The 25719-nt window shown below is 69.5% G+C and carries 24 protein-coding genes and 1 riboswitch; of the genes, 14 read left to right on the top strand and 10 right to left on the bottom strand.

Going from position 1 to position 25719, the window contains the following annotated elements; all coding sequences use genetic code 11:
• Positions 1-9: 9 nt before the first annotated feature.
• A complete protein-coding gene (locus ACZ5PO_RS35995; protein ID WP_464187560.1) occupies positions 10-1407 on the bottom strand; it encodes a cytochrome ubiquinol oxidase subunit I in 1398 nt (465 codons plus the stop codon).
• Between the two features lie 311 nt (positions 1408-1718).
• On the opposite strand from ACZ5PO_RS35995, the gene ACZ5PO_RS36000 reads away from it, so the two are divergent.
• The 4 genes from ACZ5PO_RS36000 (at position 1719) to ACZ5PO_RS36015 (ending at position 5452) form a co-directional block, all read left to right on the top strand.
• Positions 1719-2804: a PA0069 family radical SAM protein gene (locus tag ACZ5PO_RS36000; RefSeq protein WP_464197170.1), complete on the top strand. Its 1086-nt coding sequence runs from the start codon at positions 1719-1721 to the stop codon at positions 2802-2804.
• 32 nt (positions 2805-2836) lie between these two features.
• Entirely contained in the window at positions 2837-3271 is a 435-nt protein-coding gene (locus tag ACZ5PO_RS36005; RefSeq protein ID WP_464187562.1) for a VOC family protein, read from the top strand.
• Between the two features lie 194 nt (positions 3272-3465).
• On the top strand, positions 3466-4149 hold the full coding sequence (locus ACZ5PO_RS36010; protein ID WP_464197172.1) for a ribonuclease HII: 684 nt from the start codon (positions 3466-3468) through the stop codon (positions 4147-4149).
• Positions 4150-4279: 130 nt separating this feature from the next.
• Positions 4280-5452 (top strand): DNA methyltransferase, encoded by a 1173-nt coding sequence (locus ACZ5PO_RS36015; RefSeq protein WP_464187564.1) that lies wholly within the window; start codon positions 4280-4282, stop codon positions 5450-5452.
• An 8-nt stretch (positions 5453-5460) separates the two neighbouring features.
• Here ACZ5PO_RS36015 and mutY read toward each other — a convergent pair whose 3' ends face one another.
• The gene (gene mutY, locus ACZ5PO_RS36020) at positions 5461-6579 is read right to left on the bottom strand and encodes an A/G-specific adenine glycosylase (RefSeq protein ID WP_464187566.1); all 1119 of its coding nucleotides are present in this window, start codon (positions 6577-6579) and stop codon (positions 5461-5463) included.
• 72 nt (positions 6580-6651) lie between these two features.
• Here mutY and ACZ5PO_RS36025 point away from each other — a divergent pair, with 72 nt between their 5' ends.
• The 9 genes from ACZ5PO_RS36025 (at position 6652) to ACZ5PO_RS36065 (ending at position 15460) form a co-directional block, all read left to right on the top strand.
• Positions 6652-7170 (top strand): DUF721 domain-containing protein, encoded by a 519-nt coding sequence (locus tag ACZ5PO_RS36025; RefSeq protein ID WP_464187568.1) that lies wholly within the window; start codon positions 6652-6654, stop codon positions 7168-7170.
• A gap of 104 nt (positions 7171-7274) precedes the next feature.
• Entirely contained in the window at positions 7275-7922 is a 648-nt protein-coding gene (locus ACZ5PO_RS36030) for a DsbA family protein (protein ID WP_464187570.1), read from the top strand.
• A gap of 57 nt (positions 7923-7979) precedes the next feature.
• On the top strand, positions 7980-11432 hold the full coding sequence (gene smc / locus ACZ5PO_RS36035) for a chromosome segregation protein SMC (protein ID WP_464187572.1): 3453 nt from the start codon (positions 7980-7982) through the stop codon (positions 11430-11432).
• Positions 11433-11677: 245 nt separating this feature from the next.
• Complete coding sequence (locus ACZ5PO_RS36040; RefSeq protein ID WP_464187574.1) at positions 11678-12058, top strand: AtpZ/AtpI family protein; 381 nt, start codon at positions 11678-11680, stop codon at positions 12056-12058.
• 154 nt (positions 12059-12212) lie between these two features.
• Complete coding sequence (locus ACZ5PO_RS36045; protein ID WP_464187576.1) at positions 12213-12962, top strand: F0F1 ATP synthase subunit A; 750 nt, start codon at positions 12213-12215, stop codon at positions 12960-12962.
• Positions 12963-13016: 54 nt separating this feature from the next.
• Positions 13017-13244: a F0F1 ATP synthase subunit C gene (locus ACZ5PO_RS36050; RefSeq protein ID WP_188609150.1), complete on the top strand. Its 228-nt coding sequence runs from the start codon at positions 13017-13019 to the stop codon at positions 13242-13244.
• 145 nt (positions 13245-13389) lie between these two features.
• A complete protein-coding gene (locus ACZ5PO_RS36055; RefSeq protein WP_464187580.1) occupies positions 13390-13932 on the top strand; it encodes a F0F1 ATP synthase subunit B family protein in 543 nt (180 codons plus the stop codon).
• A gap of 10 nt (positions 13933-13942) precedes the next feature.
• Positions 13943-14428, top strand: a complete 486-nt coding sequence (locus tag ACZ5PO_RS36060; RefSeq protein WP_464187582.1) for a F0F1 ATP synthase subunit B family protein — start codon at positions 13943-13945, stop codon at positions 14426-14428.
• Positions 14429-15082: 654 nt separating this feature from the next.
• On the top strand, positions 15083-15460 hold the full coding sequence (locus ACZ5PO_RS36065; RefSeq protein WP_464187584.1) for a porin: 378 nt from the start codon (positions 15083-15085) through the stop codon (positions 15458-15460).
• A 138-nt stretch (positions 15461-15598) separates the two neighbouring features.
• Here ACZ5PO_RS36065 and ACZ5PO_RS36070 read toward each other — a convergent pair whose 3' ends face one another.
• Positions 15599-16513 (bottom strand): LysR family transcriptional regulator, encoded by a 915-nt coding sequence (locus ACZ5PO_RS36070; protein ID WP_464187586.1) that lies wholly within the window; start codon positions 16511-16513, stop codon positions 15599-15601.
• Between the two features lie 266 nt (positions 16514-16779).
• Here ACZ5PO_RS36070 and ACZ5PO_RS36075 point away from each other — a divergent pair, with 266 nt between their 5' ends.
• The gene (locus ACZ5PO_RS36075) at positions 16780-17946 is read left to right on the top strand and encodes a carboxymuconolactone decarboxylase family protein (protein WP_464187588.1); all 1167 of its coding nucleotides are present in this window, start codon (positions 16780-16782) and stop codon (positions 17944-17946) included.
• 104 nt (positions 17947-18050) lie between these two features.
• Here the strand turns inward: ACZ5PO_RS36075 and ACZ5PO_RS36080 are convergent, their stop codons facing one another.
• The 7 genes from ACZ5PO_RS36080 to ACZ5PO_RS36110 form a co-directional block, all read right to left on the bottom strand.
• The gene (locus ACZ5PO_RS36080; protein WP_464187590.1) at positions 18051-19637 is read right to left on the bottom strand and encodes a class I adenylate-forming enzyme family protein; all 1587 of its coding nucleotides are present in this window, start codon (positions 19635-19637) and stop codon (positions 18051-18053) included.
• Positions 19638-19683: 46 nt separating this feature from the next.
• Entirely contained in the window at positions 19684-21252 is a 1569-nt protein-coding gene (gene gcvPB, locus ACZ5PO_RS36085) for an aminomethyl-transferring glycine dehydrogenase subunit GcvPB (RefSeq protein ID WP_464187593.1), read from the bottom strand.
• Entirely contained in the window at positions 21252-22592 is a 1341-nt protein-coding gene (gcvPA, locus tag ACZ5PO_RS36090; RefSeq protein ID WP_464187595.1) for an aminomethyl-transferring glycine dehydrogenase subunit GcvPA, read from the bottom strand. Before gcvPA ends, gcvPB begins: the two co-directional genes overlap by 1 nt.
• Entirely contained in the window at positions 22593-23090 is a 498-nt protein-coding gene (locus ACZ5PO_RS36095) for an OsmC family protein (protein ID WP_464187597.1), read from the bottom strand.
• The gene (gene gcvH, locus ACZ5PO_RS36100; protein WP_464187599.1) at positions 23087-23464 is read right to left on the bottom strand and encodes a glycine cleavage system protein GcvH; all 378 of its coding nucleotides are present in this window, start codon (positions 23462-23464) and stop codon (positions 23087-23089) included. The genes ACZ5PO_RS36095 and gcvH overlap by 4 nt, the downstream gene beginning before the upstream one ends.
• 26 nt (positions 23465-23490) lie before the next feature.
• Positions 23491-24639, bottom strand: coding sequence for a glycine cleavage system aminomethyltransferase GcvT (gcvT, locus tag ACZ5PO_RS36105; protein WP_464187601.1), 1149 nt, complete (start codon positions 24637-24639; stop codon positions 23491-23493).
• A gap of 156 nt (positions 24640-24795) precedes the next feature.
• A riboswitch (glycine riboswitch) is annotated at positions 24796-24894 on the bottom strand.
• Positions 24895-25176: 282 nt separating this feature from the next.
• Positions 25177-25692, bottom strand: coding sequence for a hypothetical protein (locus tag ACZ5PO_RS36110; protein WP_464187603.1), 516 nt, complete (start codon positions 25690-25692; stop codon positions 25177-25179).
• Positions 25693-25719 lie beyond the last annotated feature (27 nt).

The following is a 25719-nucleotide window of genomic DNA, read 5'->3' on the forward strand; positions in this document are numbered from 1 at the left end:
GGGCAGCGCTCAGGCGGCGCCTTGGGTGGCATGGCGCACGGCGCCTTCGGCGGCCGAGAGGGGCCGGTGCGGCATGCCCTCCGGCAACGCCGTCGTGCCCTCGTCGGGACCCCTGTTGACCAGCCGGTTGATGAACAGGATGCCGACGCCGAAGACCAGGCAGTACACCACGACGAACAGGATCAGCGACACCAGCACGGCCTCGAAGGCGACCGGCGACCGGGCGTCGACGGTGCGCAGAATGCCGTTGGCGATCCACGGCTGGCGGCCGATCTCGGTGGTGTACCAGCCCGCAACGATGGCGATGAAGCCCAGCGGCCACGCCCAAGACGCCGCCGTCAGCCACAGCCTGCTCTCGAACAGCCGGCCGCGCAGCCACAGCACGCCGCCCCAGATGGCGAGCCCCAGCATCAGCACGCCCATGCCGACCATGATGCGGAAGCCGAAGAACGGTGGCGCCACGGGCGGCCGATCCTGCGGCGCGAAGGCCTTGAGGCCAGGGTAGATGCCGTTCCAGTCGTGCAGGATGATAAAGCTGCCGAGGTGCGGGATGGCGATCTGGAAATCGTTGCTCTCGGTCGTCTCGTTGGGCCACGCGAACAGCACCAGCGGCGCCACCTCCTGCGCCGGCCAGTGGCCCTCGATCGCCGCCAGCTTGGCCGGCTGGTACTTGGCCGTCGCTTGGCCATGGAAGTCGCCGATGATGATCTGCGTCGGCGTCAGGATCAGGGCGAGACCGAGGCCCATGCGCACCATGGTCTTTGCCTGCAGCTCGAACTGGCCGGCGAGCAGATGGCGGGCGCCGACCGCCAGCACGACGACGGCGGTCGTGAGGTAGGCGGCGATCACCATGTGGGCAAGGCGCAACGGAAAGGTCGGGTTGAAGACGATCTGCAGCCAGTCCACCGGAAAGGCGATGCCGTCCCGCATCTCGTGCCCGGTGGGATATTGCATCCAGCTGTTGGCCGAGAGGATCCAGAAGGCGCTCATCAGCGTGCCCAGCGCCACCATCAGCGACGACACGAAGTGCAGCCAGTCCGGCACCCGGTTCCAGCCGAACAGCATGACCCCGAGGAACGTCGCCTCCAGGAAGAAGGCGGTCAGCACCTCATAGCCGATGAGCGGGCCGATGACGTTGCCCACCACGACCGAGAAGCGGCTCCAGTTGGTGCCGAACTGGTAGGACAGCACGATGCCCGACACGACGCCCATGGCGAAGGAGACCGCAAAGATCTTGGTCCAGTACCGAGCCAGGTGCTTGTAGCGCTCGTCCCCGGTCCACAGATGGCGGGCCAGCAGCGTCGCGACGAAGGCGGACGTGCCGATGGTGAAGGCGGGAAAGATAATGTGCCACGTGACGGTGAAGCCGAACTGTATGCGTGCCAGGAGCGCTGCATCGAGTTCCATGGGACCCCTCCATCACCGTCTGCCTACGTTTTAACCTAAAAGAGCCGTGTTCGCGCCTCAAATCTGGCGCCGCGGCGGGTTCGGCGCGGCGTCGCCTCGTCCTGCCCTTAATCCACGGAAAATGTGCAGCTTTCCTGACAGGTCAGACCGCCTGTCGCTTTGCCCCTTGCATTTGTTCCCTGTTTGTTCTGATAATCAGAAATGATCGGGAGTGGAGATTCGGCATGGCGGCGGCGAGGCGCAGCGCCCTCAGGCGGCGCACGGACGTCAGCGACGAAGTGATCAGCGTACGGGTGGCGCCGGTCGACCCGATGGCCCATGTCGGCCACCAGGTCGACCCGGACCGGCGGCGTGGCCGCGGCGCGGTCACCAACCCGGCGCCGCGGTACGAACCGACCCACCGCGAGGATGAGGACGACGGCTGGGGCGGGCTCGAGGCGCTTGCCCCGTTCACGACCGAGGTGTCGATCGAGAAGCCGCGCACCATCATCACCAGGAACGATTCGCCCGACATCAGCTTCGATCGCTCGATCAATCCCTACCGCGGCTGCGAGCATGGCTGCGTCTACTGCTTCGCGCGCCCGACGCATGCTTATATGGGCCTGTCGCCCGGGCTGGATTTCGAATCGAAGCTGTTCGCCAAGCCCGATGCCGCCGCGCTCCTGGAGAAGGAGCTGTCGGCGGCGGGCTACACGCCGAGGACGATCGCCATCGGCACCAACACCGATCCCTACCAGCCGATCGAGAAACGCTACCGCATCATGCGGCAGGTGCTCGAGGTGCTCGAGCACTTCAGCCACCCGGTCGGCATCGTGACCAAATCGGCGCTGGTGGCGCGCGACATCGACATCCTGTCGCGCATGGCGGCGCGCGGGCTCGCCAAGGTCGCGGTGTCGGTGACGACGCTCGATGCCAAGCTGGCGCGCACGATGGAGCCCCGGGCGGCGACCCCGGAACGGCGGATCGAGACGATCCGGGCGCTGGCGGCGGCCGGCATCCCGACCACCGTCATGGTCGCGCCCGTGGTGCCGGCGGTGAACGATGCGGAGATCGAGCGCATCCTGGAGCGGGCGCATGAGGCCGGCGCGCGCGAGGCCGGCTATGTCCTGCTGCGCCTGCCGCTCGAGGTCCGCGACCTGGTGCGCGACTGGCTCATGGCGAACTACCCGGATAAGGCCCGCCATGTGCTCTCGCTGGTCAAGTCGACGCGCGGCGGCAAGGACTACGATTCCACCTGGGGTGAGCGCATGGTCGGTTCCGGCCCATACGCCTGGATGATCGGGCGCCGCTTCGAGGTGGCGTGCGAGCGCATCGGCCTCAACAAGCGGCGGGCACGGCTGAAGACCGACCTGTTCGCCAGGCCCAAGTCCGACAAGGGCCAGCTCAGCCTGTTCTGACCGTTTCGATCCGCAGTTCCCGGAGCAAAGCGATGACCATCGCGCCGCGCGTCAACCTGATTACCCTGGGCGTCGACGACCTCGACCGCAGCGGCGCCTTTTATGAGCGGCTCGGCTGGCGGCGCTCCGCCACCGCCGGCAGCCCGTCGGTGGCGTTCTTCGCCCTCGACAACGTGGTGCTGTCGCTGTTTGGACGGGCGAGCCTGGCCGAGGACATGGGGCTCCTCGAGGCGCGGCCGGGACGAGGCGATGTCAGCCTGGCCATCAACGTCGAGAGCCCGGCAAAGGTCGACGAGGTGCTGGCAGCGGCCGTCGAGGCCGGCGCCAGCCTGCTGAAGCCGGGGCAACCCGTGTTCTGGGGCGGCTACTCCGGCTACTTCGCCGATCCGGACGGCCACGCCTGGGAAGTGGCCCACAACCCGTTCTTTCCCCTCGATGCGCGGGGCCGGATCGTCCTGCCGGCTTAGCGCATTGCACCATCGGACGAGATCATCCGATGGTGCGGAAATGCTCATAACCTTTTGAATCTGGAGCGCTTCTCTCTGATTGGGTGGGTCCACCGATCAGAAAGCGCTCTCGGCGCGAGCCGCGGTCCCTTTGCCAACTGCATTTCGATGGTCGGGGGCTTGAGCTTGCAGGCGCACACGGCATGCTGGCGCCCATGGCCCGCCGCCCGACGACCGATTCGCTGCCCATGCTCCTGCCGGAAGGCCCGACCTTCGACCGGGAGCGGCGCCTGCGCCGGCGCGGCGTCTGGCCGGTCGCCGGCATCGACGAGGTCGGACGCGGCCCGCTCGCCGGCCCGGTGGTGGCGGCGGCCGTGGTGCTCGATCCCCGCGATATTCCCGACGGGCTCAACGACAGCAAGGCGCTCGACGGGGAGACGCGCGAGGCGCTCTATCCCGTCATCATGGCCAAGGCGCTCGTCGGCGTCGCCTGCGTCTCGGCGCGCGAGATCGACGACACCGACATCCGCAAGGCCTCGCTCGCCGCCATGAGCCGCGCCCTGGCGAGCCTGCCGGTTCCCGTCAGCTTCGCGCTCGTCGACGGCCGCGACCGCCCGGCGGTGCCGTGCGAGGTCGAGGCGATCGTCCGCGGCGACGCCCTGGTCGCCTCCATCGCCGCGGCCTCCATCGTCGCCAAGGTCGTGCGCGATCGGCTGATGCGGCGGCTGTGCCGACATTATCCGGTCTACGGCTTCTCCCGCCACGTCGGCTATGCCACGGCCGAGCATCGCCGCGCCATCGAGCTCCACGGCCCCTGCCCCTATCACCGCTTGAGCTTCGCGCCCTTCCGCCTGGTCGAAGCTGCCGCCACGCCGGTGGCGGCGGAGCTGGTTCCTTAAAGCATCACCCACGCCGCTGCTGGAGCGGAAGTGCCAAAACGAGACGCCGACGCTGCGGGCCGTGCAACTTCGTTTTTACCCCATTCCCCCATGATCCGGATCCGTAAGTTGCGTAACCGGTATAGGCGACATGGGTATCATGCATACCGGAATCGCCGGCGCCGTCTCCCGGATTCAGGTCTCGCGTACCGGGACGACCGCGCCGGATTCCCGGTTGGGCTCACCGCCCCCTCTCGACCGCATCATCGTCGGCGATTGCATCGCCAGCCTCGATAGCCTGCCGGACTCCAGCGTCGACCTGGTCTTTGCTGATCCGCCCTACAACCTCCAGCTCGAGAGCGCGCTGACGCGCCCCGATCAGAGCCTCGTCGACGCCGTCGACGACGATTGGGACAAGTTCGCGAGCTTCGGCGAATACGATGCCTTCACCCGGCGCTGGCTCACCGCCTGCCGCCGCGTGATGAAGCCCGATGCGTCGCTGTGGGTCATCGGCTCCTACCACAATATCTTCCGGGTGGGCGCCATCCTGCAGGACCTGGGCTTCTGGATCCTGAACGACGTCGTCTGGCGCAAGGCCAACCCGATGCCGAACTTCCGCGGCCGGCGCTTCACCAACGCGCACGAGACGCTGATCTGGGCGACGCGCAGCACCTCCAAGCGCTACACCTTCCACTACGAGGCGCTGAAGGGTGGCAACGACGACCTGCAAATGCGCTCGGACTGGTTCATTCCCCTGTGCACCGGGGACGAGCGGCTGAAGGATGCCGAGGGCCGCAAGGTTCACCCGACGCAGAAGCCCGAGGCGCTGCTCGCCCGCGTGCTGCTGGCGTCGTCGAACCCGGGTGATGTGATCCTCGATCCGTTCCTGGGCACCGGCACCACGGCCGCAGTGGCCAAGAAGCTGGGCCGCCGCTTCATCGGCCTGGAGCGGGACCCGGTGTATGCAGCCGCGGCCGAGCGGCGTATCGCGGCAGCATCGCCGGTGGCTCCGGCCGCCGTCGCCACCGCGCCCGCCAAGCGCAGCGAACCGCGCATCCCCTTCCTGTCTCTGGTCGAGGCGGGCCTGATCCAGCCCGGCGAGATGTTGAGGGACCAGCGCGGCCGGCACCAGGCGCTGGTGCGGGCCGACGGCACCCTCATGCTGGGACCGGCGGTCGGATCGATCCACAAGATCGGCGCCCTGGCCCAGGGGCTCCCCGCCTGTAACGGCTGGACCTTCTGGCACGTCGAGCGCGCCGGTGCCGGCGTCCTCATCGACGAGTTGCGCAGCGCGTTCCGCACCACCTTCAAGGCCGCCGCGTAAGCACCGGTTCAGCCGGCCGGGCCGACCTCGACGCCCGCGTGAGCGAGCACCTTGCGCATCAGGTTGGGCAGCGCCTCGCCGCCCAGCGATGCCGCCGGGGCCCAGCGACAGCCCTGTGGCGCCGGCGCGTCGTGCGCCACGTCGGCGCGCGCCACGGTGAGCTCCAGCGGAAAATGCGTGAACACGTGGCGCACGACGCCCGGCAGCCGCCGCCATCGCGCGGCGAGCGGAGGAGCGGCAGGGGCCACCGGGGATGGTTCGGGCGTCCAATCGCTGCCCGGCACCTCGGCCATGCCGCCGAGCAGCCCGCGCGGGGGCCGCGTCCTGAGCAGCACCGCGCCGTCCGCCCGCACGCACACGAACGCCGCACCGCGCCGCAGCACACCCTCACGCTTGGGCGTCTTCTTCGGAAACACGTCCTGCTGGCCGCTGCGCCGCGCGGCGCAGGGCTCGGTGAGCGGACAGAGCGCGCAGGCTGGCCGCTTGGGCGTGCAGATGGTTGCGCCCAGGTCCATCATGGCCTGGGCGAAATCGCCCGGCCGCGCGTGCGGCACCAGCGCGGCGGTGCGCGCGCGGATGGCGGGCTTGGCCGCCGGCAGCGGCTCTTCCATGGCGTAGAGCCGGGTGATGACGCGCTCGATGTTGCCGTCGACGGGAGCGGCCGGGCGATCGAAGGCGATGGCGGCGATCGCGGCGGCCGTGTACGGCCCGATGCCGGGCAGAGCCAGGAGCTCGGCCTCCTCGTCCGGAAAGCGGCCGCCAGGACGGGCGGCGACGGCCTTGGCGCAGGCGTGCAGGTTGCGCGCCCGGGAGTAGTAGCCGAGCCCCGCCCAGGCCTGCATCACCGCCTCCGCCGGTGCCGCCGCCAGTTGCTCGACCGTGGGGAAGCGGGCCAGAAAGCGCTCGAAATAGGGCCTGACGGCAGTGACGGTGGTCTGCTGCAGCATGATCTCGGAGAGCCAGACCCGGTAGGGGTCGGGCCGCTCGCCCGGCCGCGCTCGCCACGGCAGCGCCCGGCGGTGGCGGTCGTACCAGGCGAGCAGCGCGGCGGCTTCCGGCCCGCTCGAAGCCGATGCGGCGCCGGCGGACCGGCGGGCCTTTGAAGCGGCGGCGGCGGAGGTTACCATCAGCCCTACCTAGCCCGGACCGGCGGGGCCGCAAAGCGGTTGCGGCTCCCGGTCCGGCGGGCGGACCGACGCATGAGCAAGCCCCCCTTTCGCCCCCGCGGCGCCATGCCGCTCGCCGACATGGTCGACGTCTGCCTCGGGCCGGCGCTGGCGGCGCAGGGCTTTGCCGCCAGCGACGTGATCGTCGCCTGGGCCGACATCGTCGGGCCACGCCTCGCCGCCCATACCCAGCCCCTGCGCCTCGAATGGCCGCGCCGGGCCCGCGACGGCGACGGACCGGCCCGGCCGGCGGCGCTGGTGGTGCGCACCACCAGCGCCTTTGCGCTCGAGCTGCAGCACATGGCTCCGGTGGTCATCGAGCGGGTCAACACCCATTTCGGCTGGCGCTGCGTCGGCCGCATCGTCATCCGCCAGGGCCCGGTCGCGCGCCCGGCCGCCCGGCCGGCGCGGGCCGCGCCGGATGCGGCGGCGATCGCCGCCGCCCACGACCTGACGGCCGGCATCGAGCAGGAGCCCCTGCGCGCGGCGCTGCAGCGGCTCGGCGAAGCCGTGCTGTCGGCGCCCCGCACCGGCATCAGCGGCCGCACTTGACGGCTGCTGATGTTGCCACAATTGCTTGCGCAATGTCCGAAACTCGGACCAGACGCCGATGACGCCTTGGATTCCCAGCGCCACGGGCAACTCAGGAGACTGACATGATCACACGCCGTCGCGTGCTCGAGACCATGGCCGTGGGCGCGCTTCTGGCGGCGGCAGGCCGATGGATGCCGATCGCCCCGGCCGCCCTGGCCCAGGATGCCAAGCCCGAGGAGCTGAACCAGCCCGGTCCGCTCGGCGACGTGACGCTCGGCAGCCAGGACGCCAAAGTGAACATCATCGAGTATGCGTCGATGACCTGCTCGCACTGCGCCGAGTTCCACGAGAAGACGTTCCCGATGCTGAAGTCGAAGTACATCGACACCGGCAAGGTGCGCTTCACCCTGCGCGAATTTCCCCTCGATCCGCTGGCCACGGCCGGCTTCATGCTGGCGCGCTGCCAGGGCAACGACAAATATTATCCGATCACCGACCTGCTGTTCTCCAAGCAGCAACAATGGGCTTTCACCGACAAGCCGCTCGACGGCCTCTCCCAGCTGGTCAAGCAGGCCGGTTACACACAGGAGAGCTTCGAGGCCTGCTTGAAGAATCAGAAGATCTATGACGCGGTGGTGGCCGAGCGCGAGCGCGGTGCCAAGCTGGGCGTCAACTCCACGCCGACGCTGTTCATCAACGGCAAGGTCTACCGGGGAGCGCTGGAGCCGGACGAGATGGAGAAGACGCTGGCGCCTCTGCTCGCCGGCTGATAGTGGCCGGTTGAGGCCGGCTGGCGCCGCTCGGATTGGCGCGCGGCGGAGGCTGCGATGAAGCTGACCCGACTGAAGATCGCGGGTTTCAAGTCGTTCGTCGATCCCACGGACGTCCTGATCGAGCCGGGCCTCACCGGCGTCGTCGGCCCCAACGGCTGCGGCAAGTCCAACCTGGTCGAGGCGCTGCGCTGGGTGATGGGCGAGAGCTCGCACAAATCCCTGCGCGCCTCGGGCATGGACGACGTGATCTTCGCCGGCGCGTCGGGGCGCCCGGCCCGCAATACGGCCGAGGTCACGCTCGTCGTCGACAATGCCGGCCGGACCGCGCCGGCCGCCTTCAACGACGCCGACGTGCTCGAGGTCTCCCGCCGCATCGAGCGCGAGGAAGGCTCCACCTACAAGGTCAACGGCCGCGAGGTGCGGGCGCGCGACGTGCAGCTGCTGTTTGCCGACGCCGCCACCGGCGCGCGCTCGCCCGCCATGGTGCGCCAGGGCCAGATCGGCGAGATCATCGCCGCCAAACCGCAGGCGCGCCGCCGCATCCTGGAGGACGCCGCCGGCATCGCCGGGCTGAACACCCGGCGCCACGAAGCCGAGCTGCGGCTCAAGGCGACGGAGGACAACCTCCAGCGCCTGGAAGACGTGCTGCGCGAGATCGAGGCCCAGGTCGACAGCCTGCGCCGGCAGAGCCGGCAGGCTGCCCGCTACCGCAACCTGTCCGGCGAGATCCGGCGGCTGGATGCGCTGCTGATGCTGATCGGCTACCGCGCGGCCCGCGGCCAGCTCGCCACGGCGGAGCGCACGCTCGAGGAGCACGTGCGCGCCGTTGCCGATCGCACCGCCGTGCAGGCCCAGGCGGCCAAGGAGCAGGCCATCGCGGCGGCGAGCCTGCCGGGCCTGCGCCAGGACGAGGTGGCCGCCGCCGCAGCGCTGCAGCGGCTCACCCTCGCGCGCAACGAGCTCGACGCCGAGGAACGCCGCACCCAGGAGCGCGCGGCCGAACTGGTGCGCCGCATCGCCGAGATCGAGAAGGATATCGCGCGCGAGAACGCCCAAGCCCGGGATGCAGCCGCCACGCTCGAGCGCTTGACGGGCGAAGTCGAAGCGCTGGGGGACGACGAGGACACGGCCGACCTCACGTTCGCGGCCAAGGCTAGCGTTGCCGACGCCGACGGCGAGCTGACGCAGGCGGAAGCCGCACTGACCGACACCCAGGCGCAGCTCGCCAACCTCAATGCGTCCCGCGCCTCGCTCGAACGGGCGCTGGCCGAGGCGAGCGAACGCGCGCAGCGCCTCGAGACGGAGCGCGCCGGGCTGGAGCGGCAGCTCGCCGCCCTGGATGAGAGTGACGACGCCCTCGCCGGCCTCGACGAACTGCGCGAGGCGGCGGCGCTGGCTGAGGACAGCTCGCTCGCGGCGGAGGAACGGGCCGCCGTGGCGCGCGGCGCCGTGGCGGCGGCGCGCGACGGCGAAGGCCAGGCGCGGGCACGGGCGACCGAGGCCGAGAGGACGGCACAGAAACTGGAGACGGAAGCGAGAACGCTGGCCAAGCTGTTCGCGCCGGCGCCGGGCCAGCGCTTCGCCGCCGTGGTCGACGAGATCCGGGTCGAGAAGGGCTACGAGGCAGCGCTCGGCGCGGCGCTCGGGGAGGACCTGGAGGCGTCGACCGACACGGCCGCCGCCGTCCATTGGTCGACCACCGTGGCGAGCGGCGATCCCCCCCTCCCCGGCGGCGCCGTCGCCCTGATCGACCTCGTCCGGGCGCCGGCGGCGCTGGCGCGCCGGCTCGCTCAGATCGGCGTGGTCGACCGGGCGGCGGGTCCGGCCCTCCGCCCCGGGCTGGCGCCGGGCCAGCGGCTGGTATCGGTCGAAGGTGACCTTTGGCGCTGGGACGGCTTCACCGCCGCCGCCGACGCGCCGTCGGCGGCGGCACGCCGCCTGGCCGAGCGCAACCGCCTGGCCGAGCTCGACGCCAGCGCCGAAACGGCGCGCCACGCCGCCGAGCGGGCGCGCGCCGAGCTGGACACGGCCCAGGCGGCCGTTCGCCAGGCCATGCAGGAGGAGGCTGCGACGATCGAGCTGTCGCGGTCGACGCGGCGAGCTTTCGACCAGGCGCGCGACACCCTGGCCCAGGCCGAGCGCCGGGCCGGCGAAGCCGCCTCGCGGCGCGCGGGCCTCGTGGAGGCGCTGAGCCGCACCGGGACCGCGGCGAGCGAAGCGGCCGCCAACAGCGAGCAGACACGTGAGGCGCTGGGCGCCCTGCCCGCGCCGCCCAAGCTCGAGAGCAAGCTCGGCCACGAGCGAATCAAGGTGGCCGAGCGGCGAACCGCCGCCACCGAGGCGCGCGCCGCGCTGCAGAACCTACTGCGCGAGGCGGAGATGCGGGTCGAGCGCCGCAACGGCCTGATCCGCGACATCGCCGCCTGGCGCGAACGCGCCGGCCGGGCCGAGGCGGGGCGCGCCGACCTGGAGCGGCGCCTGGAGGCCGCGCGGGAGGAACAGGAAGCGCTGGCGGAGACGCCGGACACCTTCGCGCTGCGTCGTCGGGCCCTGCAGGCGGAGATCGAGACGGCGGAGGCCAAGCGCCGCGAGGCGGCCGATGCCCTGGCGGCGGCCGAAGCCATGCTGGCGGATGCCGACCGGGCGGCGCGGGAGAGCCTCGCGGGCCTCTCGGAGGCACGTGAAGCGCGGGCCGCCGCCGAGGCACGGCTGGAAGCGGCCCGGACCAAGCTGCGCGAACTGACGCAAGCCATCGCCGATTCGACCGGGGCCGCCCCGGACGCGCTCCATGAGCAGGCCGGGCTCAAGCCCGGCGACGACCCGCCCGATTCGGCCGCCACCGAGGAGCGCCTCGCCGCCCTGAAGGCGGATCGCGAGCGGCTCGGTGGCGTCAACCTGCGCGCCGAGGAGGAATTGGTCGAGGTCGAGGGCAAGCGCGACGCGCTGGTCGCCGAGCGCGACGATCTGACGGAAGCGATCAGGCGGCTGCGGCAAGCCATCGGCAACCTCAACCGCGAGGGCCGCGAGCGCCTGCTGGCGGCGTTCGAGGTGGTCAACGGCCACTTCCAGTCGCTGTTCACCACCCTGTTCGGCGGCGGCACGGCGGAGCTCATCCTGATCGAGGCCGACGACCCGCTCGAAGCGGGGCTCGAGATCATCGCCCGGCCGCCCGGCAAGAAGCCCCAGGTGATGACCCTGATGTCGGGCGGCGAGCAGGCGCTCACGGCGACAGCGCTGATCTTCGCCGTCTTCCTCACCAACCCCTCGCCGATCTGCGTGCTCGACGAGGTCGATGCGCCGCTCGACGACGCCAACGTCGAGCGCTACTGCGACCTGCTGCAGGAGATGGTGCGCCGGAGCGAGACTCGCTTCGTCGTCATCACGCATAATCCGATCACCATGGCGCGCATGGACCGGCTGTTCGGCGTTACCATGGCCGAGCGCGGCGTCTCCCAGGTGGTGTCGGTGGACCTGAGGGAAGCCGAGGCGCTCCAGGAAGCCGTCTGAGCGGCGCCCGCGCGCATCAGCCGACGGCCGTCTCCGGCACCGACATGCGGCCCGCTGTCGCAATTGCGGCGGAATCGCGTCCGACGGGTCCACGGACGGCATCGCCAGCGCAGCCAGAAATGGAGCAACATCAATGACTTATGCGAATTCAGCGAGTCTTGACACTCGAAGGTGCAAAAATTATGGTGCCCGCGGCCAAGGGGGGGTTCGGACCGAGCATCTTGCCTTGCTCCGCGGGGTTCGCCATGACCGGTGACACGACGCGGGACGGCAAGGGCGCCAACACCGACGCCGCCAAGGCTGCCAGCACGGACGCCGATCTCTCCCGGAGATTGAGTCGTCTGGACCAGGAACTCGGTCAGCGGCGGGCGGCGGACGCCCGTGACAAGGCGGCGGCTGCCGACACCGAGGCGGGCCCATCTCCGCTCGCGCGGGGCTTCCGCCTCTCGGCGGAGTTCGTTGCCGGTGTGGGTGCAGGCGCCATCCTCGGATGGCTGCTGGACCGGGTGCTGGGATCGTCCCCCTGGGGGATGATCGTCCTCCTGATGCTCGGCTTCTGCGCCGGCATCTACAATGTTTTGCGCGCGGCAGGCCATCTGCGCTCAGGGCCGGGCCCTTCGGCCTGATCTGGAGCGGCGGCGGCGGCAGCGGGCTTCGCTCGGTGGAGAATCGCCGGCCTTCGGGTCCGGTTCCCCGCTGCGTTTTGGTGTGATCGCATCTTTCGGGCATGGGGTCCGGGAGGTGGCGTCACGAGGCGACAGGGAAAGGACCGAACCGGCCATGGCCGATCCGATCCATCAGTTCCAGATCCAGAACATCGTGCCGCTGGGCCATATCGGCGGCCACGAGATCGCCGTCACCAATTCGGCCCTCTACATGATCGGCGCCGTGGTGGTGATCACCGCGCTGCTCATCGGCGGGATGAGCCGCGGCGCGCTGGTGCCGGGCCGGCTGCAGTCCATGGTGGAGCTGACCTACGAGTTCGTCGCCAGTACGGTACGAAACTCCGCCGGCACCGAGGGCATGAAGTTCCTGCCCTTCGTCTTCTCCATCTTCATGTTCGTGCTGATCCTCAACCTGTTCGGCATGATCCCCTACGCCTTCACGGTGACCAGCCACATCATCATCACCTTCGCGCTCGCCGCCCTGGTGATCGGCCTCGTCATCCTCTACGGCTTCTTCAAGCACGGCTTGGGCTTCCTCAAGCTGTTCGTGCCGTCCGGCGTGCCGGGCTGGCTGCTGCCGCTGCTGGTGATGATCGAGGTGATCTCGTTCGTGTCGCGACCGCTCAGCCTGTCGGTTCGTCTCTTCGCCAACATGCTGGCCGGCCACATCGCGCTGAAGATCTTTGCGGGCTTCGTCGCCACCCTGCTCGCCGCCGGGGCCTGGAGCGTGCTGTCGCCGCTGCCGCTGGCGCTCGCCGTCGCGCTCACCGCGTTGGAGGTGCTGGTCGCCGTGCTGCAAGCCTACGTGTTCGCCACGCTGACCACGATCTACCTCAACGACGCCCTGCACCCCGGCCATCATTGACGGCCGGCCCGAGACCTCCTCTTCACCATTGAAAGCGAATCAAGGAGCACTTCCATGGATCCCGTAGCTGCAAAGTACATCGGTGCCGGTCTCGCCTGCCTCGGCATGGCCGGTGCGGGCATCGGCCTCGGCACCCTGTTCGGCCAGTTCCTCTCCGGCGCGCTGCGCAACCCGTCTGCCGCGGCCGGCCAGCAGGGCACCCTGCTCCTGGGCTTCGCGCTGACGGAAGCGCTCGGCATCTTCTCGCTGCTGATCGCGCTGCTGCTGCTGTTCGCCGTCTGACGCACTGTGCGCCGGCGGGGTCCGTCCTCGCGGCTGCGCTTCGTCTGACTTGACGTAGCCCGTCCGGATGACTTCCATCCGGACGGCGCACGTCGAAGCAACCGGGGGACGGCGGGGCGCAACCCCGCCCCGAGGATAAGGTCGCATGGCCCAACCCACTCAGACCGGCACCGAGCAGGCCTCGCGCGAGGCCCATAGCGCCGCCTTCCCGCCCTTCGATGGGACCACCTTTGCGTCCCAGCTCATCTGGATCGCGCTGACCTTCGGCGTGCTCTACCTGCTCATGTCCCGCGTCGCGCTGCCGCGGATCGAGCACGTGCTGAAGAACCGCCACGAGAAGATCGCCGGCGATCTGGCGGAAGCGCAGCGGCTCCGCACCGAATCGGAGGAGGCGATGCAGGCCTACGAGAAGGCGCTGCACGACGCCCGCACCAACGCACAGGCCATCGGCCAGAAGACCCGCGACGAATCCGCAGCCGAATTCGAAACGCGCCGCAAGGCGCTCGAGGCCGAGCTGAACGCCAAGATCGCCTCGGCGGAGGAGACCATCCGCACCAGCACGACCGCGGCCATGACGAGCGTTCGCGGCATTGCCGCTGATGCCGCGACCGCCATCGTCGAGCGGCTGGCCGGCGAGACGCCGGCGCCGTCCGAGGTGATTTCCGCCCTCGACCGCGTCGCCGCATAAGGACAACCCGATGTTCGCCGAACCGGAATTCTGGGTCGCCGTCGCCTTCGTCATCTTCATCGCCCTGGCCTGGAAGGCCGGCGGCTTCAAAGCGATGGCGAGCGGCCTGGACAATCGCGGCCAGCGCATCGAGCGCGAGCTCGCCGAGGCGCAGCGGCTCAGCCAGGAAGCCCGGTCGCTGCGCGACGAGTACGTGCGCAAGCGCGAGGAGGCCGAGAAGGAGGCACAGGCGATCGTCGCCAGTGCCCGCGAAGAGGCCGAACGGGCGACCAACGAAGCCCACGCGCGCCTCAACGAGTTCGTCGCCCGCCGCACGGCGTCTGCCGAGGCCAAGATCGCCCAGGCCGAGACCCAGGCGACCGCCGAGGTGCGCGCGGCCGCAGCCGACGCCGCGATCCGCGCCTCCGAGCTGATCCTGCGCGACAAGGTGAAGGGCGAGGTCGCCGCCAAGATCCTCGAACGCGGTGTCGCCGATCTCAAGCGCTCCTTCGTCTGAGACGCTGGAGCAGCCAGCATAAGAGCCGCCCTCCGGGGCGGCTTTTTTTATGCGCCGGCCCGACCTTCGCTGCCGGCCGTTGGCGCTTCAGCCGCCGACGCGCACGAGAGCGATTTGCGATTGGGTGGCTCCACTCAATCGCAAAAGAAGCGCTCCAGATTCAAAAGGTTATGAGCATTTCTCCATCATTGGATGATCCCATCCGATGACGAAATGCTCTAGTCCGCAGGAACCTCGCGGTCGATCGCCGGGTCGGTGGTGATCGCGCTGCCGAGCAGGGGCTGAGCGAGCGGCCCCGAAAAGCGCCCGGGCCGATGCGCCCAGGTCTGGGCTCGCGTCGCATTTCCATTGGTCCCGACTGCAACGACCCTGTGCCGAACGCGGCCACACGTCCCGTTCAAGAGGCAGTGCATGCAGCCTGCGCATGGGGCTGCGACAAAATAAGGCAGCAATGCTGTCATAAACCCATTGCGAAACCGGCTCTCAACCCTTACTTCGTGCAGTGCAGCAGCGATGCTGCAGCCCTCCTTGGGCGTTTCCTCCCTAGACTTGGGCCGTGCCTTCGGGCACGGCCCTTTTTCTTTGGCGGCCGGCCCTTCCGGCTTTGCGCCCGTTCTGCTACCGATTGCGGGGCTGCCATTCCGGGGTGTCGTGATGCTGCGCGCTGTGCTGCCGGCCGCTCTGGTCCTGTCCGTCCTCGGCACCGCCGCGCCGGCGGCCGAGACGAGCCCCTACGTCATTCCTGATTGGCAATCGGCCTGCGCCGTCCATGGCCCCGGCTTCAAGGCGCTTCCCGGCTCCAATAATTCCTGCATCCGCATCGGCGGCCGCGCCGCCATGGCCGTGGATGCCGGCACGGCGCGGGGCGGCCCCGCCGCCGGCCGCCGCGCCAAGAGCATGGGCGCCATGGGCATGGGCGCCATGGGCCAGGTCGAGGCGGACGTGCGCACGCAGACCGAGGCCGGGCCGCTGCGGGCCTTCGTGCGCCTGCGCGCCGGCAGCGGCACCGGGACGGCGCCGCTCTCCCGCTAGAGACGGGCTCATCTGATCGGATCGAAACGCTTCACTTTTTGGGTCTGGAGCTCGTCTCGGCGATCAGATGATCCGACGCGGCCACGAACGGCTCCGGCGAAAGGTGCGTCCGCGGCACCGCGCTGCCTCCAATCCGCACTATGCATTCGCGCCAACCTCTCGCATGACACGTCGCAGCCATTGGTGACCCGGATCGGCATCGTGGCGGGCATGCCACGTCTGAACGACGCGGAATGAGGGTATGTCGATCGGCGGTCGCAGCAGTTGCAGCGGCAGCCGACCAGCCAACGAGCCGAAGAGCCGCCGCGGCTCCGTCGCCACAAGGTCGGACGTATCGACGAGGAGCGGCGCCATCAGGAAGTGACCGACCGTAACGGCGACGTTCCGCTTCAGGCCGCGCGCGCGAAGGACCGCATCGACGTAGCCGTGGGGCTCGCCCTTCATCGACACCTGAAGATGACGAAGAGACAAATAGCGGTCGAGATCCAGCTGGTTGTCGAGCTCCGGGTGGCCCTCGCGAAGGGCACAAGCAAAGTCCTCGTCGTAGAGCAACTCCTCCCGCATGTGCTGCGGCGGTTCGGGAAAATTGCCGGCAATCAGCTCCACCGTGTCGTCGTCGAGCATCGATAGGCCAACGCCGCGGCTGGTATTGCGCACGACCAGGGATACGCCGGGAGCTTCGCTGTCGAGACGCCTCGTCAGGCCCGGCAGCAACACGAATGCCGCATAGTCGGACAACCCGATCACGAACCGCCGCTTGCTCTCCATCGGCTCGAAGCCCCGGCTCCCTGACAGGACGTGCTGGACTTGCTCGAGGATGGAGCGGACCGCGGGAGCGGCTTCGAGGGCCGCGGGCGTCGGCATCATGCCGTGTGGCGAGCGGACGAAAAGCGGATCTCCGAAGAGACTGCGCAGGCGGTTGAGGGCGTGGCTCACGGCCGGCTGGGTGAGGCCGATCCGCTCGGCGGCCCGGGTCGCATGTCTCTCGCTGACAAGGGCATCGAACACCACGAGCAGGTTGAGATCGACTGCCGCTAAATTAATCATTTTCATCGCTGATATGCTAATTATGAATTGTATTTATCACAATCGCCACCGCATGTTGCCGAGCGGGAACGGAGCCGGGCGCCGACGCCTGGACCAAGTGGAGATTGCCGATGTCAGATCCGGATACCGCAGCAACGGAGCGGCTGGGCTCGCGCCGGCGCTTCATCGAGACGGCCTTCGTCGCCACGGCTGGCTCCTTCACCGTCGGCCTGAGTGCCGCCGCCGTGGCGTCAGAATCCTGTGAGAGTCGGTTTTCGCGCGGCCTCGACGTATTGCGGCGGATCGGCGGGGAGAATTTCGACGGGCCCATCAACAGTCTGGCCGAGACCTCCGCCGACCTTGCGCGCTTCACCGTCGAATACCCCTACGGCGACGTCCTCTCGCGCCCCGGCCTTGAACTGCCACTCCGGCAGTTGTGCACCATCTCGATGCTGCTCGCGGATGGAAGCGCCCAGCCGCAACTGAAGTTTCACATGGGCGGATTTCTGAACGCCGGCGGCGAGCCGAGGACGCTCGTGGAACTGCTGTTCGTGTCGGTGGCGCTTCTCGGCTTTCCGGCGACCATCAATGCGGTCGGCATCGTTCGTGCCGTGTTCGCGGAGCGCAAGCTCGCGTTTGGGCCCATCGAGCCCGCAGCGACCGATGGATCGGCACGCGGACAGACGGGAAGGGAGGCACTCGGCCGGCTCGCGGCGGGCGACACGCAGGCGTACTTCGACCGCTTTGCCGTCGCGTCGCCCGATCTCGCGCGGCTCTCGACCGAGTTCGCGTTTGGAGAAGCGCTGTCGCGCGACGGCCTCGACCAGAAGGCGAAGCTGCTGGCGATCATCGCCATGCTCGCCGCGAGGGGTAACTGCGCCGACGCGCTGCGTCTTCATCTCGCTGGTGCGCTCACGAACGGGGTGACGCGCGAGGACATCATCGAAGTCCTGATCCAGCTCAGCGTCTATCGCGGCTTTCCGTCGGCGCTCAACGCCTTCGCCGTCGCTCGCAGCGTCTTCGCTGCCGCGCCGCAGCCGATTCGGCTCGACAGGCCGCCGCCTTCCGGCGCCGAGAGCCGCGCGGACCGACTGGAACGAGGCCGCGGCACGCTTGCAAGAACGTCGGGCTCATCCGGCGAGGCGGTGGTCCGCAGCTTTGACGACGTCGCGCCCGACCTTGGGCGCATGATCGTCGAGCATTCCTACGGCGAGGTGTTCTCGCGCGATGGCATCGACACGAAGACACGGGAGCTCAGCGCCTGCGCAGCGTTGGCCGCCGTCGGTTCTGCGACCACAGAAACCCCGCTGCGGGTGCACGTCAACGCCGCTCTGAACGTTGGCGCGAGCCGCAAGGAGATCGTGGAGACACTGCTCAACCTCGCTCCCTACAGCGGCTATCCCGCAACGCAGCAGGCGGTCCGTATCGCGGCCGAGGAATTCGCCAAGCGCCCCCTCTGAGCTCACTCCGCCAGCATTCGCATGATCTCCCGGGCCACTGTGCAGGACGGTCGCCCGGTCGTGAGGGGACGGCAGCCGCCGTTCCGTCGCGGACCAAGGCGGCTTCAGGCCACCTCGGCCACGCGCGCGAAGTCGTCCCGAAGCTCGCGCTTCAGCACCTTGCCGATCGCGCTGCGGGGCAGTTGATCGAGGATCTGCACGGCGGCCAGACGCTGGATCTTGCCGAGCCGGCCGTTGGCCCATTCCCTGATCTCGTCCGCCGTCTCGCTGCGGCCGGGCCTGAGCACGACGAACGCCACCGGCGTCTCGCCCCAGCGCTCGGACGGCAGGCCCACCACCGCCACGTCGTGGATCGCCTCGCTGGTCTGCAGCACCGCCTCGATATCGCTCGGGTAGATGTTGAATCCGCCCGAGATGATCATGTCCTTCTTGCGGTCCATCAGCGTCAGGAAGCCGTCCGCGTCGAAGCGGCCGACGTCGCCGGTGCGAATGAACCGGCGCCCGTCCGGGGCGTACCATTCGGCCTCGTGCGTCTTCTGCGGCTGGTTGTGATAGCCGTTCATGATCGCCGGGGAATGGCCGACCACCTCGCCGACCTCGCCCTGGGGCACCGTCTGCCCGTTCTCGTCGATCAGCCGGACGTCATGGCCTTCCGACGGGCGGCCGACGGTGTGCAGCTTGTCGGGGAACTGGTGGGCGACCAGCACGCAGCTGCCGCCGCCCTCGGTCATGCCGTAGTACTCCACCAGGCCGCCCGGCCAGCGCGCCAGCACGTCGGCCTTGAGGCCCGCGGCGAAGGGTGCGCTGGTGCAGAATTTCATGCGGAAGCTGGACAGGTCGAAGCCGCCGAAGCTCGGCAGGTCCATGATGCGCTTGTACTGCACCGGCACCAGCATGGCGTGGGTGGCGCGGTGGCGCTCGGCCAGCTTCAGGAAGCCCTCTGCGTCGAATTTCTCCATCAGCACCACGGCGCCGCCGAGCGCCAGGGTGGGGAAGAAGCTGACCAGCGTGGTGTTGGAATAGAGCGGCGTCGAGACGATGGCCACGGCATCCGGCCCGTAGCCGAAGATGCCGCCCCGCTGCACGTGCGCCCAGCGCATGCGGTGGGACTGGATGATGCCCTTCGGCATGCCCGTGGTGCCCGAGGAGTAGATGATGTTGAACGGCGACGTGCGCTCGATGGTCACCGGCTCGGGCTTGGCGCCTGGCGCAGCGAGCCAGTCGGTGAAGGGCCGCCCGGCATCCGAGCCGTCGAGCGACACGATCTCGCCGGAAAATCCGTCGAATGGCCCCAGCGACTGCGCCACGCCCCGGTCGACGAAGAACAGGCGCGCGCCCGAATCGAGCAGCATCGCCGCCAGGCTTTCGGGCGAGGACGAGGGCGCCAAAGGCGTGACCACGACGCCGGCCCGGAGCGCTCCGAGGAACGTCACCGCATAGGGCAGCGACGACAGGGCGCAGGCAGCGATGGTGTCGCCGCGCTTGAGCCCGTCCCGCTGCAGGCTCGCCGCCACCCGGTCCATCAGCACGTCGAGCTCGCCGTAGCTCAGTTGCTCGTCGCGATGCACGAGGGCCGTGGCGCCCGGGCGAGCGCGCGCATGGCTGCCGATGAGATCAGGGATCAGCCCGAACTCCTGGGCCAGCAGGTCCTCCACCGAGGGGCTCGGGGGCGTGGGGCTCTCGATCGGCATCGGCGGCATCCTGGGTGGCGCGAGGTCAAGCGCCGCCCGAATGCACCTATTCCGCGGCTTCCGCAATCGGCGCGGGTGGCGTCCAGCGCAGGACGGGCTGACGCGCCGCGCGGGTCTCGTCGAGGCGCCGGCGCGGCGCGTGGTAGGGCGCCCCGGTGAACCGCTCGACGTCGCCTCGCTTGGCCGCCAGGGCAAGATCGCGCAGCGTCGCGACGAACAGGTCGAGCGATGCCTTGGATTCAGATTCCGTCGGCTCGATCAGCATGGCGCCGTGCACCACGAGCGGGAAGTACATGGTCATCGGGTGATAGCCCTCGTCGACCATCGCCTTGGCGAAGTCGAGCGTGGTCACGCCGGTATCCTTCAGCCAGGCGTCGTCGAACAGCACCTCCTGCATGCAGGGGCGATTGCCGAAAGGCAGCGACATCAGGTCGGCCAGGCCGACGCGGACGTAGTTGGCGGCGAGCACCGCGTCGTCGGAGGCCTGCTTCAGGCCGTCGCCGCCGTGCGACAGCATGTAGGTCAGCGCCCGCACGAACATGCCCATCTGGCCATGGAAGGCCGACAGGCGGCCGAACGGACGGGCTTCCCCGGCGTCCACCGTCTCGATCAGTTCGACGCCGTCGGCCCCGGTTTGCAGCAGCGGCAGCGGCGCGAAGGCCGAGACTCGCTCCGACAGCACCACCGGCCCGGAGCCCGGGCCGCCGCCGCCGTGGGGGGTGGAGAAGGTCTTGTGCAGGTTGATCTGCATGGCGTCGATGCCGAGATCGCCGGGCCGCGCGCGGCCCATGATGGCGTTGAGGTTGGCGCCGTCGCAATAGATGTAGGCGCCGGCCTCGTGCACGATCCGCGCGATCTCGACGATGTCGCGCTCGAACAGCCCGCAGGTGTTCGGGTTGGTGATCATCAGGGCGGCGATGTCTGGTCCGACCAGCTTGGCGACCTCGGCCGGGTCCACGGTGCCGTCGGCGCGCACCGGCACGGCCTTGACCGGCAGGCCGAGCATGGCGGCGGTGGCCGGATTGGTGCCGTGGGCCGAATCGGGCACCAGCACGATCTTTCGCGTCGCCGCTTCGCCCTTGGCAGCGATGGCCGATTTGATCGCCGCCATGCCGCACAGCTCGCCGTGGGCACCGGCACGCGGCGACAGGCTGACCGCCGGCATGCCGGTGATCTCCATCAGCCAGAAGGCGAGCTCCTGCATCAGCGCCAGCGCACCGGGAACCGTCGACAGCGGCTGCAACGGGTGTACGTCGGCAAAGCCCGGCAGCCGCGCCATACGCTCGTTCAGGCGCGGGTTGTGCTTCATCGTGCAGGAGCCGAGCGGCACCGGCCCGGTATCGATGCTGAAGTTACGCTGCGACAGGCGCACGTAGTGGCGCACCGCCTCCGGCTCGGACAGGCCCGGCAGCCCGATCTCGTCGGTCCGTTCCAGGGCTCCGAGGCGCGGCGTAAAGGGCTCCGGCTCGTCGAAGTCGACACCGGTCACGTCGCGGCGGCCGACCTCGAACAGCAGCGCTTCCTCCTGCAGGATGGCGCGGTTGCCGGTGAAGGTCGTGTGCGTCTGGGCGCCGCCTGCGCCCGGCGTGGTCGGACGCCCCTGACGGTTCAACATCACAGCACCTCCTGAAGCGCCGCCGCCAGGGCAGCCCGATCCTCATCCGTGTTGACCTCGGTCGAGGCCACGAGCAGGTGGTCGGCGAGCCCCGCATCGGGCAGCAGGCGGGACACCGGCACGCCGCCGAGAATGCCCTTGGCGGCGAGCGCCTCCACGACGACGGCGGCCGGCTTGGACAGCTTCACCGTGAACTCGTTGAAGAACGTCGTGTTGAGCACCTGCACCCCGGGAACGGCGGCCAGCGCCTCCGCCAGCTTGACCGCGCCGGCGTGGTTGATGCGCGCCACGCGCTTGAGGCCGACTTCTCCGAGCAGCGACAGGTGGATCGAGAAGGCCAGCGCACACAGCCCCGAGCTCGTGCACATGTTAGAGGTCGCCTTCTCGCGGCGAATATGCTGCTCGCGCGTCGACAGGGTGAGGACGAAGCCACGGTGGCCTTCCGCGTCGACCGTCTCGCCGCAGAGCCGGCCCGGCATCTGCCGCACGAACTTGGCACGGGTCGCGAACAGGCCGACGTAGGGGCCGCCGAAGTTGAGGGCGTTGCCGATCGACTGCCCCTCCCCCACCACGATGTCGGCGCCCATGGCGCCCGGCGCCGTCACCAGGCCGAGCGACATGGCCTCGGTGAAGACGGCGATGAGCAGGGCGCCGTGCGCGTGGGCCTTGTCGGCGACGGCTCTGAGGTCACGCAGGTTGCCGAACACGTCGGGCGTCTGCACCACGACGCAGGAGACCGTGTCGTCGATCGCCGCCAGCAGGTCCTCCGCCGCGCTCACGTCCGGAGCCAGCGTCTCGACCTCGTCGCCGCCGAGCCGCGACAGGGTACGGACCACCTCGGCATAGTGGGGATGCAGGCCGCCCGAGAGCACCGCCTTGCGCCGCCGCGTCACCCGGTGAGCCATCAGCACGGCCTCGCCGCACGCCGTCGAGCCGTCGTAGACGGAGGCGTTCGCCACATCCATGCCGGTGAGCAGACAGACCTGGGTCTGAAACTCGAACATGTACTGCAGGAAGCCCTGGGCGATCTCGGGCTGGTAGGGCGTGTACCCGGTCAGGAACTCCGAGCGCTGGATCAAATGGTCGACGGTGGCCGGCACGTAGTGCTTGTAGGCGCCGGCACCGACGAAGAAGGGCCCTGCCCCGGCCGGCGTGTTCCGGGCCGCGAGCCGCGACAGCCGGCGCTCCACCTCCATCTCGCCCTGGTGCCGCGGCAGCCCGGGCAGGCCGTCGGCGCGTATCGCCGCCGGGATATCGGCGAACAGCTCGTCCATCGTGTGCACGCCGACGCGCGCCAGCATCTCGCCGCGGTCGGCTTCGGATAGGGGAAGGTATCGCATTCAGGCCGGTCCTTCGTTGCCCGCGGGCATGATCACGACCTCGGTCCTCACCGAATTGGCGATGAAGCAGTCGTCGTGGGCATGGTGATGAAGCTCGTCCAGCTCGGCCGGCGTCGGCCGCCGCTCGCCGGCCATGGCGATGCGCGGCCGCAAGGTCACGCGCGAGACCCACAGCTTGCCGCGCTCATTCGGCTCCATGACGCCGACGGCATCGTCCTCGTAGCTGTCGACGAGGAAGCCGGCCTTGGCCGCCAGGTAGAGGAAGGTCAGCATATGGCAGCTCGACAGCGAAGCGACGAGCGCCTCCTCCGGATCGACCGCGTCCTCCCGTGCGAACGGCAGGCGCACGACGTGCGGCGAGGCGGAGGCGGCGAGCTCGATGCCGCCGTCGAAACGCCAGGAATGGGCGCGGCTGAAGCGGCCGTCGGTGAAGACGGCGCCGTCGCGGCTCCAGCGTACCGTGGCTGTGTAGGCGTGCGTCTTCACCAGGAGCCTCATGCGATCGTCTTGAGGAAGTCCTCGTACTCGGCCTCGCTCATCAGGCTCGCGAGCTGGGCCGGGTCGCCGATCTTGAGCTTCAGGAACCAGCCCTTGCCGAGCGGATCCTCGTTGACGGCCCCGGGCTCGCCCTCGAGCGCGGTGTTGATCTCGACGACCTCGCCGGCGACCGGCGCGTAGATCTCGCTCGCCGCCTTGACGCTCTCGACGACGGCCGCCTCGGCGCCCTGGGTGATGGCCCGGCCAACCTCGGGCAGCTCGACGAACACGATGTCGCCGAGCTGCTGCTGGGCGTAGTCGCTGATGCCGACGATGCCGACGTCGCCGTCGACGCGGATGTACTCGTGATCCTTGGTGTAGCGGGTCTCGGCCATGACTGTCCCCTTGTGATGGTGGCTTCTCAGCGCTCGTAGCGGTGCGGCACGAACGGCAGGTCGACGACTTCGGCCGGGATGCGCTTGTCGCGCACCACGACCAGCAGCCCGGTTCCGGACGATGCGAAATCCCGCACCACGTAGCCCATGGCGACCGGGCCGCCGAAGGTCGGTCCGAAGCCGCCGGAGGTCACCTCGCCCACCAGCTCGCCGGCCTGGTCGAGGATGGGGGCGCCCTCCCGCGCCGGCACGCGGCCGCTGAGCGTCAGGCCGACACGGCGGCGCAGCGGCTTGTCGCGCAGCTCGCCGGTAATGCGAATCGCCCCAGGAAAACCGCCGTGCTCGCGCCGCCGTCGGCCGATAGCCCAGCCGAGCCCCGCCTCGACCGGCGACGTCTCCTGGTTGATGTCGTGGCCGTAGAGGCAGAGGCCGGCTTCCAGCCGCAGCGAATCGCGCGCGCCCAGCCCGATCGGCTTCACCTCGGGCTCGCCCACGAGCAGGTCCCAAAGGGCCACGGCCTGTTCCGCCGCAACCGAGATCTCGTAGCCGTCCTCGCCGGTGTAGCCGGACCGAGAGACGAGCGCGTCGATGGCACCGATGGCGAGCGGCCGGACGCTCATGAAGCGCATGTCGGCCGCCTCCGGCGCATGGCGCGCCAGCGCGCTGACCGCCGCCGGCCCTTGCAGCGCAAGCAGCGCCCGCTCCGGCGCCGGCGCCAGTTGAACCCCTTCGGGGAGATTGGCGGTGATGTGCTGGAAATCCTGGCTCTTGCAGGCCGCGTTGACGATCAGCAGCAAGCGTCCGTCGGCGGCCGGATCGGGCGAGCGCGACACCATGAGGTCATCGAGTATGCCGCCCTGCTCGTTGAGCAGCATCGAATAGCGCTGCTGGCCGGGCGTCAGACCGATGATGTCGCCTGGCACCAGGGCTTCGAGCGCCGCCGCCGTCACCGCGTGGCCGCCCGCGCCGATCAACCACGCCTGGCCCATGTGGGAGACGTCGAACAGGCCGGCGGCCTGCCGCGTGTGCGCATGCTCGGCGAGAATGCCGGTCGGATACTGCACCGGCATCTCATAGCCGGCAAACGGCACCATTCGGGCACCGAGCCCGACATGGCGGGCATGCAGCGGGGTCGTCTTGAGCGCTAGCGTCTGACCGGTCGATTCGGTCGCCATGGCAGGTCCCCTACGGACACGAGGGCGCCGCCGGGACCATCCCGCCGCACGCACCCCCTCTGTCCCGGGACCTGAGAGATTTCCCCCGGCCTGGCAAGGCCGGAGTTACCCCCGTCGGTGGGACGGCCTGTCAGGTCGTCCGCTTTCCAGAGTGCCAGCTCCATCGCGGTCCATTGGACCTGAGCGTTTCCGGGGTGGTTGCGCCTTCGGCGTCGCGCGGGGCGGGCCCGCGACGAACTCTCCCGCGAGGATCATCGGCTGAGGGCAGTGATACCGCAGTGCGGGGTGGAGTCAACGACCGGCGCGTCACGTCGCACGCGAGAGCGCCCCCTGCCCGGACGCGCCCGGCCGCAGACGAGGGCTCGGGGCTCGACGAGCAGGACCATGTCCGGCCGCTCGCCGGATCGTCTCCGCGCGACGGCCCACCGGAGCGTTTCCCGATCGGATGGACTCATCCGATCGGGTGGGCGTGCTCCAGGTCTTTTCATCTGGAGCGCTTCTCTCCGATCGGGCGGTTCCACCCGATCGGGAAGCGCCCTAGTGCCTGCTGCTCGATTTGGTCTTGGCGGACGGTGCGGCGGCGCCACCGAGGCCGATCTCGATCAAGAGGTCGCCCTTGCCCTCCGGGGCCGCAAGGCCCTCTTCCACCACCGTGGCCGTACCGTTCGCCGCGCCCGCAGGAATGGAGATGGACACCTGCCGGGTGCGGCGCACGATGTTGCTGTCGCCGCGGCGGACCTGGACCGTCAGCGGCGTGCTGAAGGTGCCGGGCTTGCCGGCGGGCCCGAGCAGGGCTCGCACCTCGACGCCGACCTTGATGATGGTGCTGTCCCCCGGGCCCTTGCGGCACTCGCGCGCCGTTTCGCCGATGGCCAGCTGATAAGCCAGGGTGTTCGAATCATCGCCGCTGCCACCCCGGCGGATCGTCGAACCGCCCTCGAGCACGTCGATGCGCGGACAGGACAGCTCCTCGTCGTCGTTCGCCTCGGGCAGTGCCTCGGACTTCGTCCCGTCCCGGGAAAATGGATTGAGGCCCAGCAGGTCCTTGATCATGTCGGCCTTGGCGGGGACCGCCGTCGA

It is taken from the genome of Chelatococcus sp. KU-N122 (assembly GCF_055391085.1).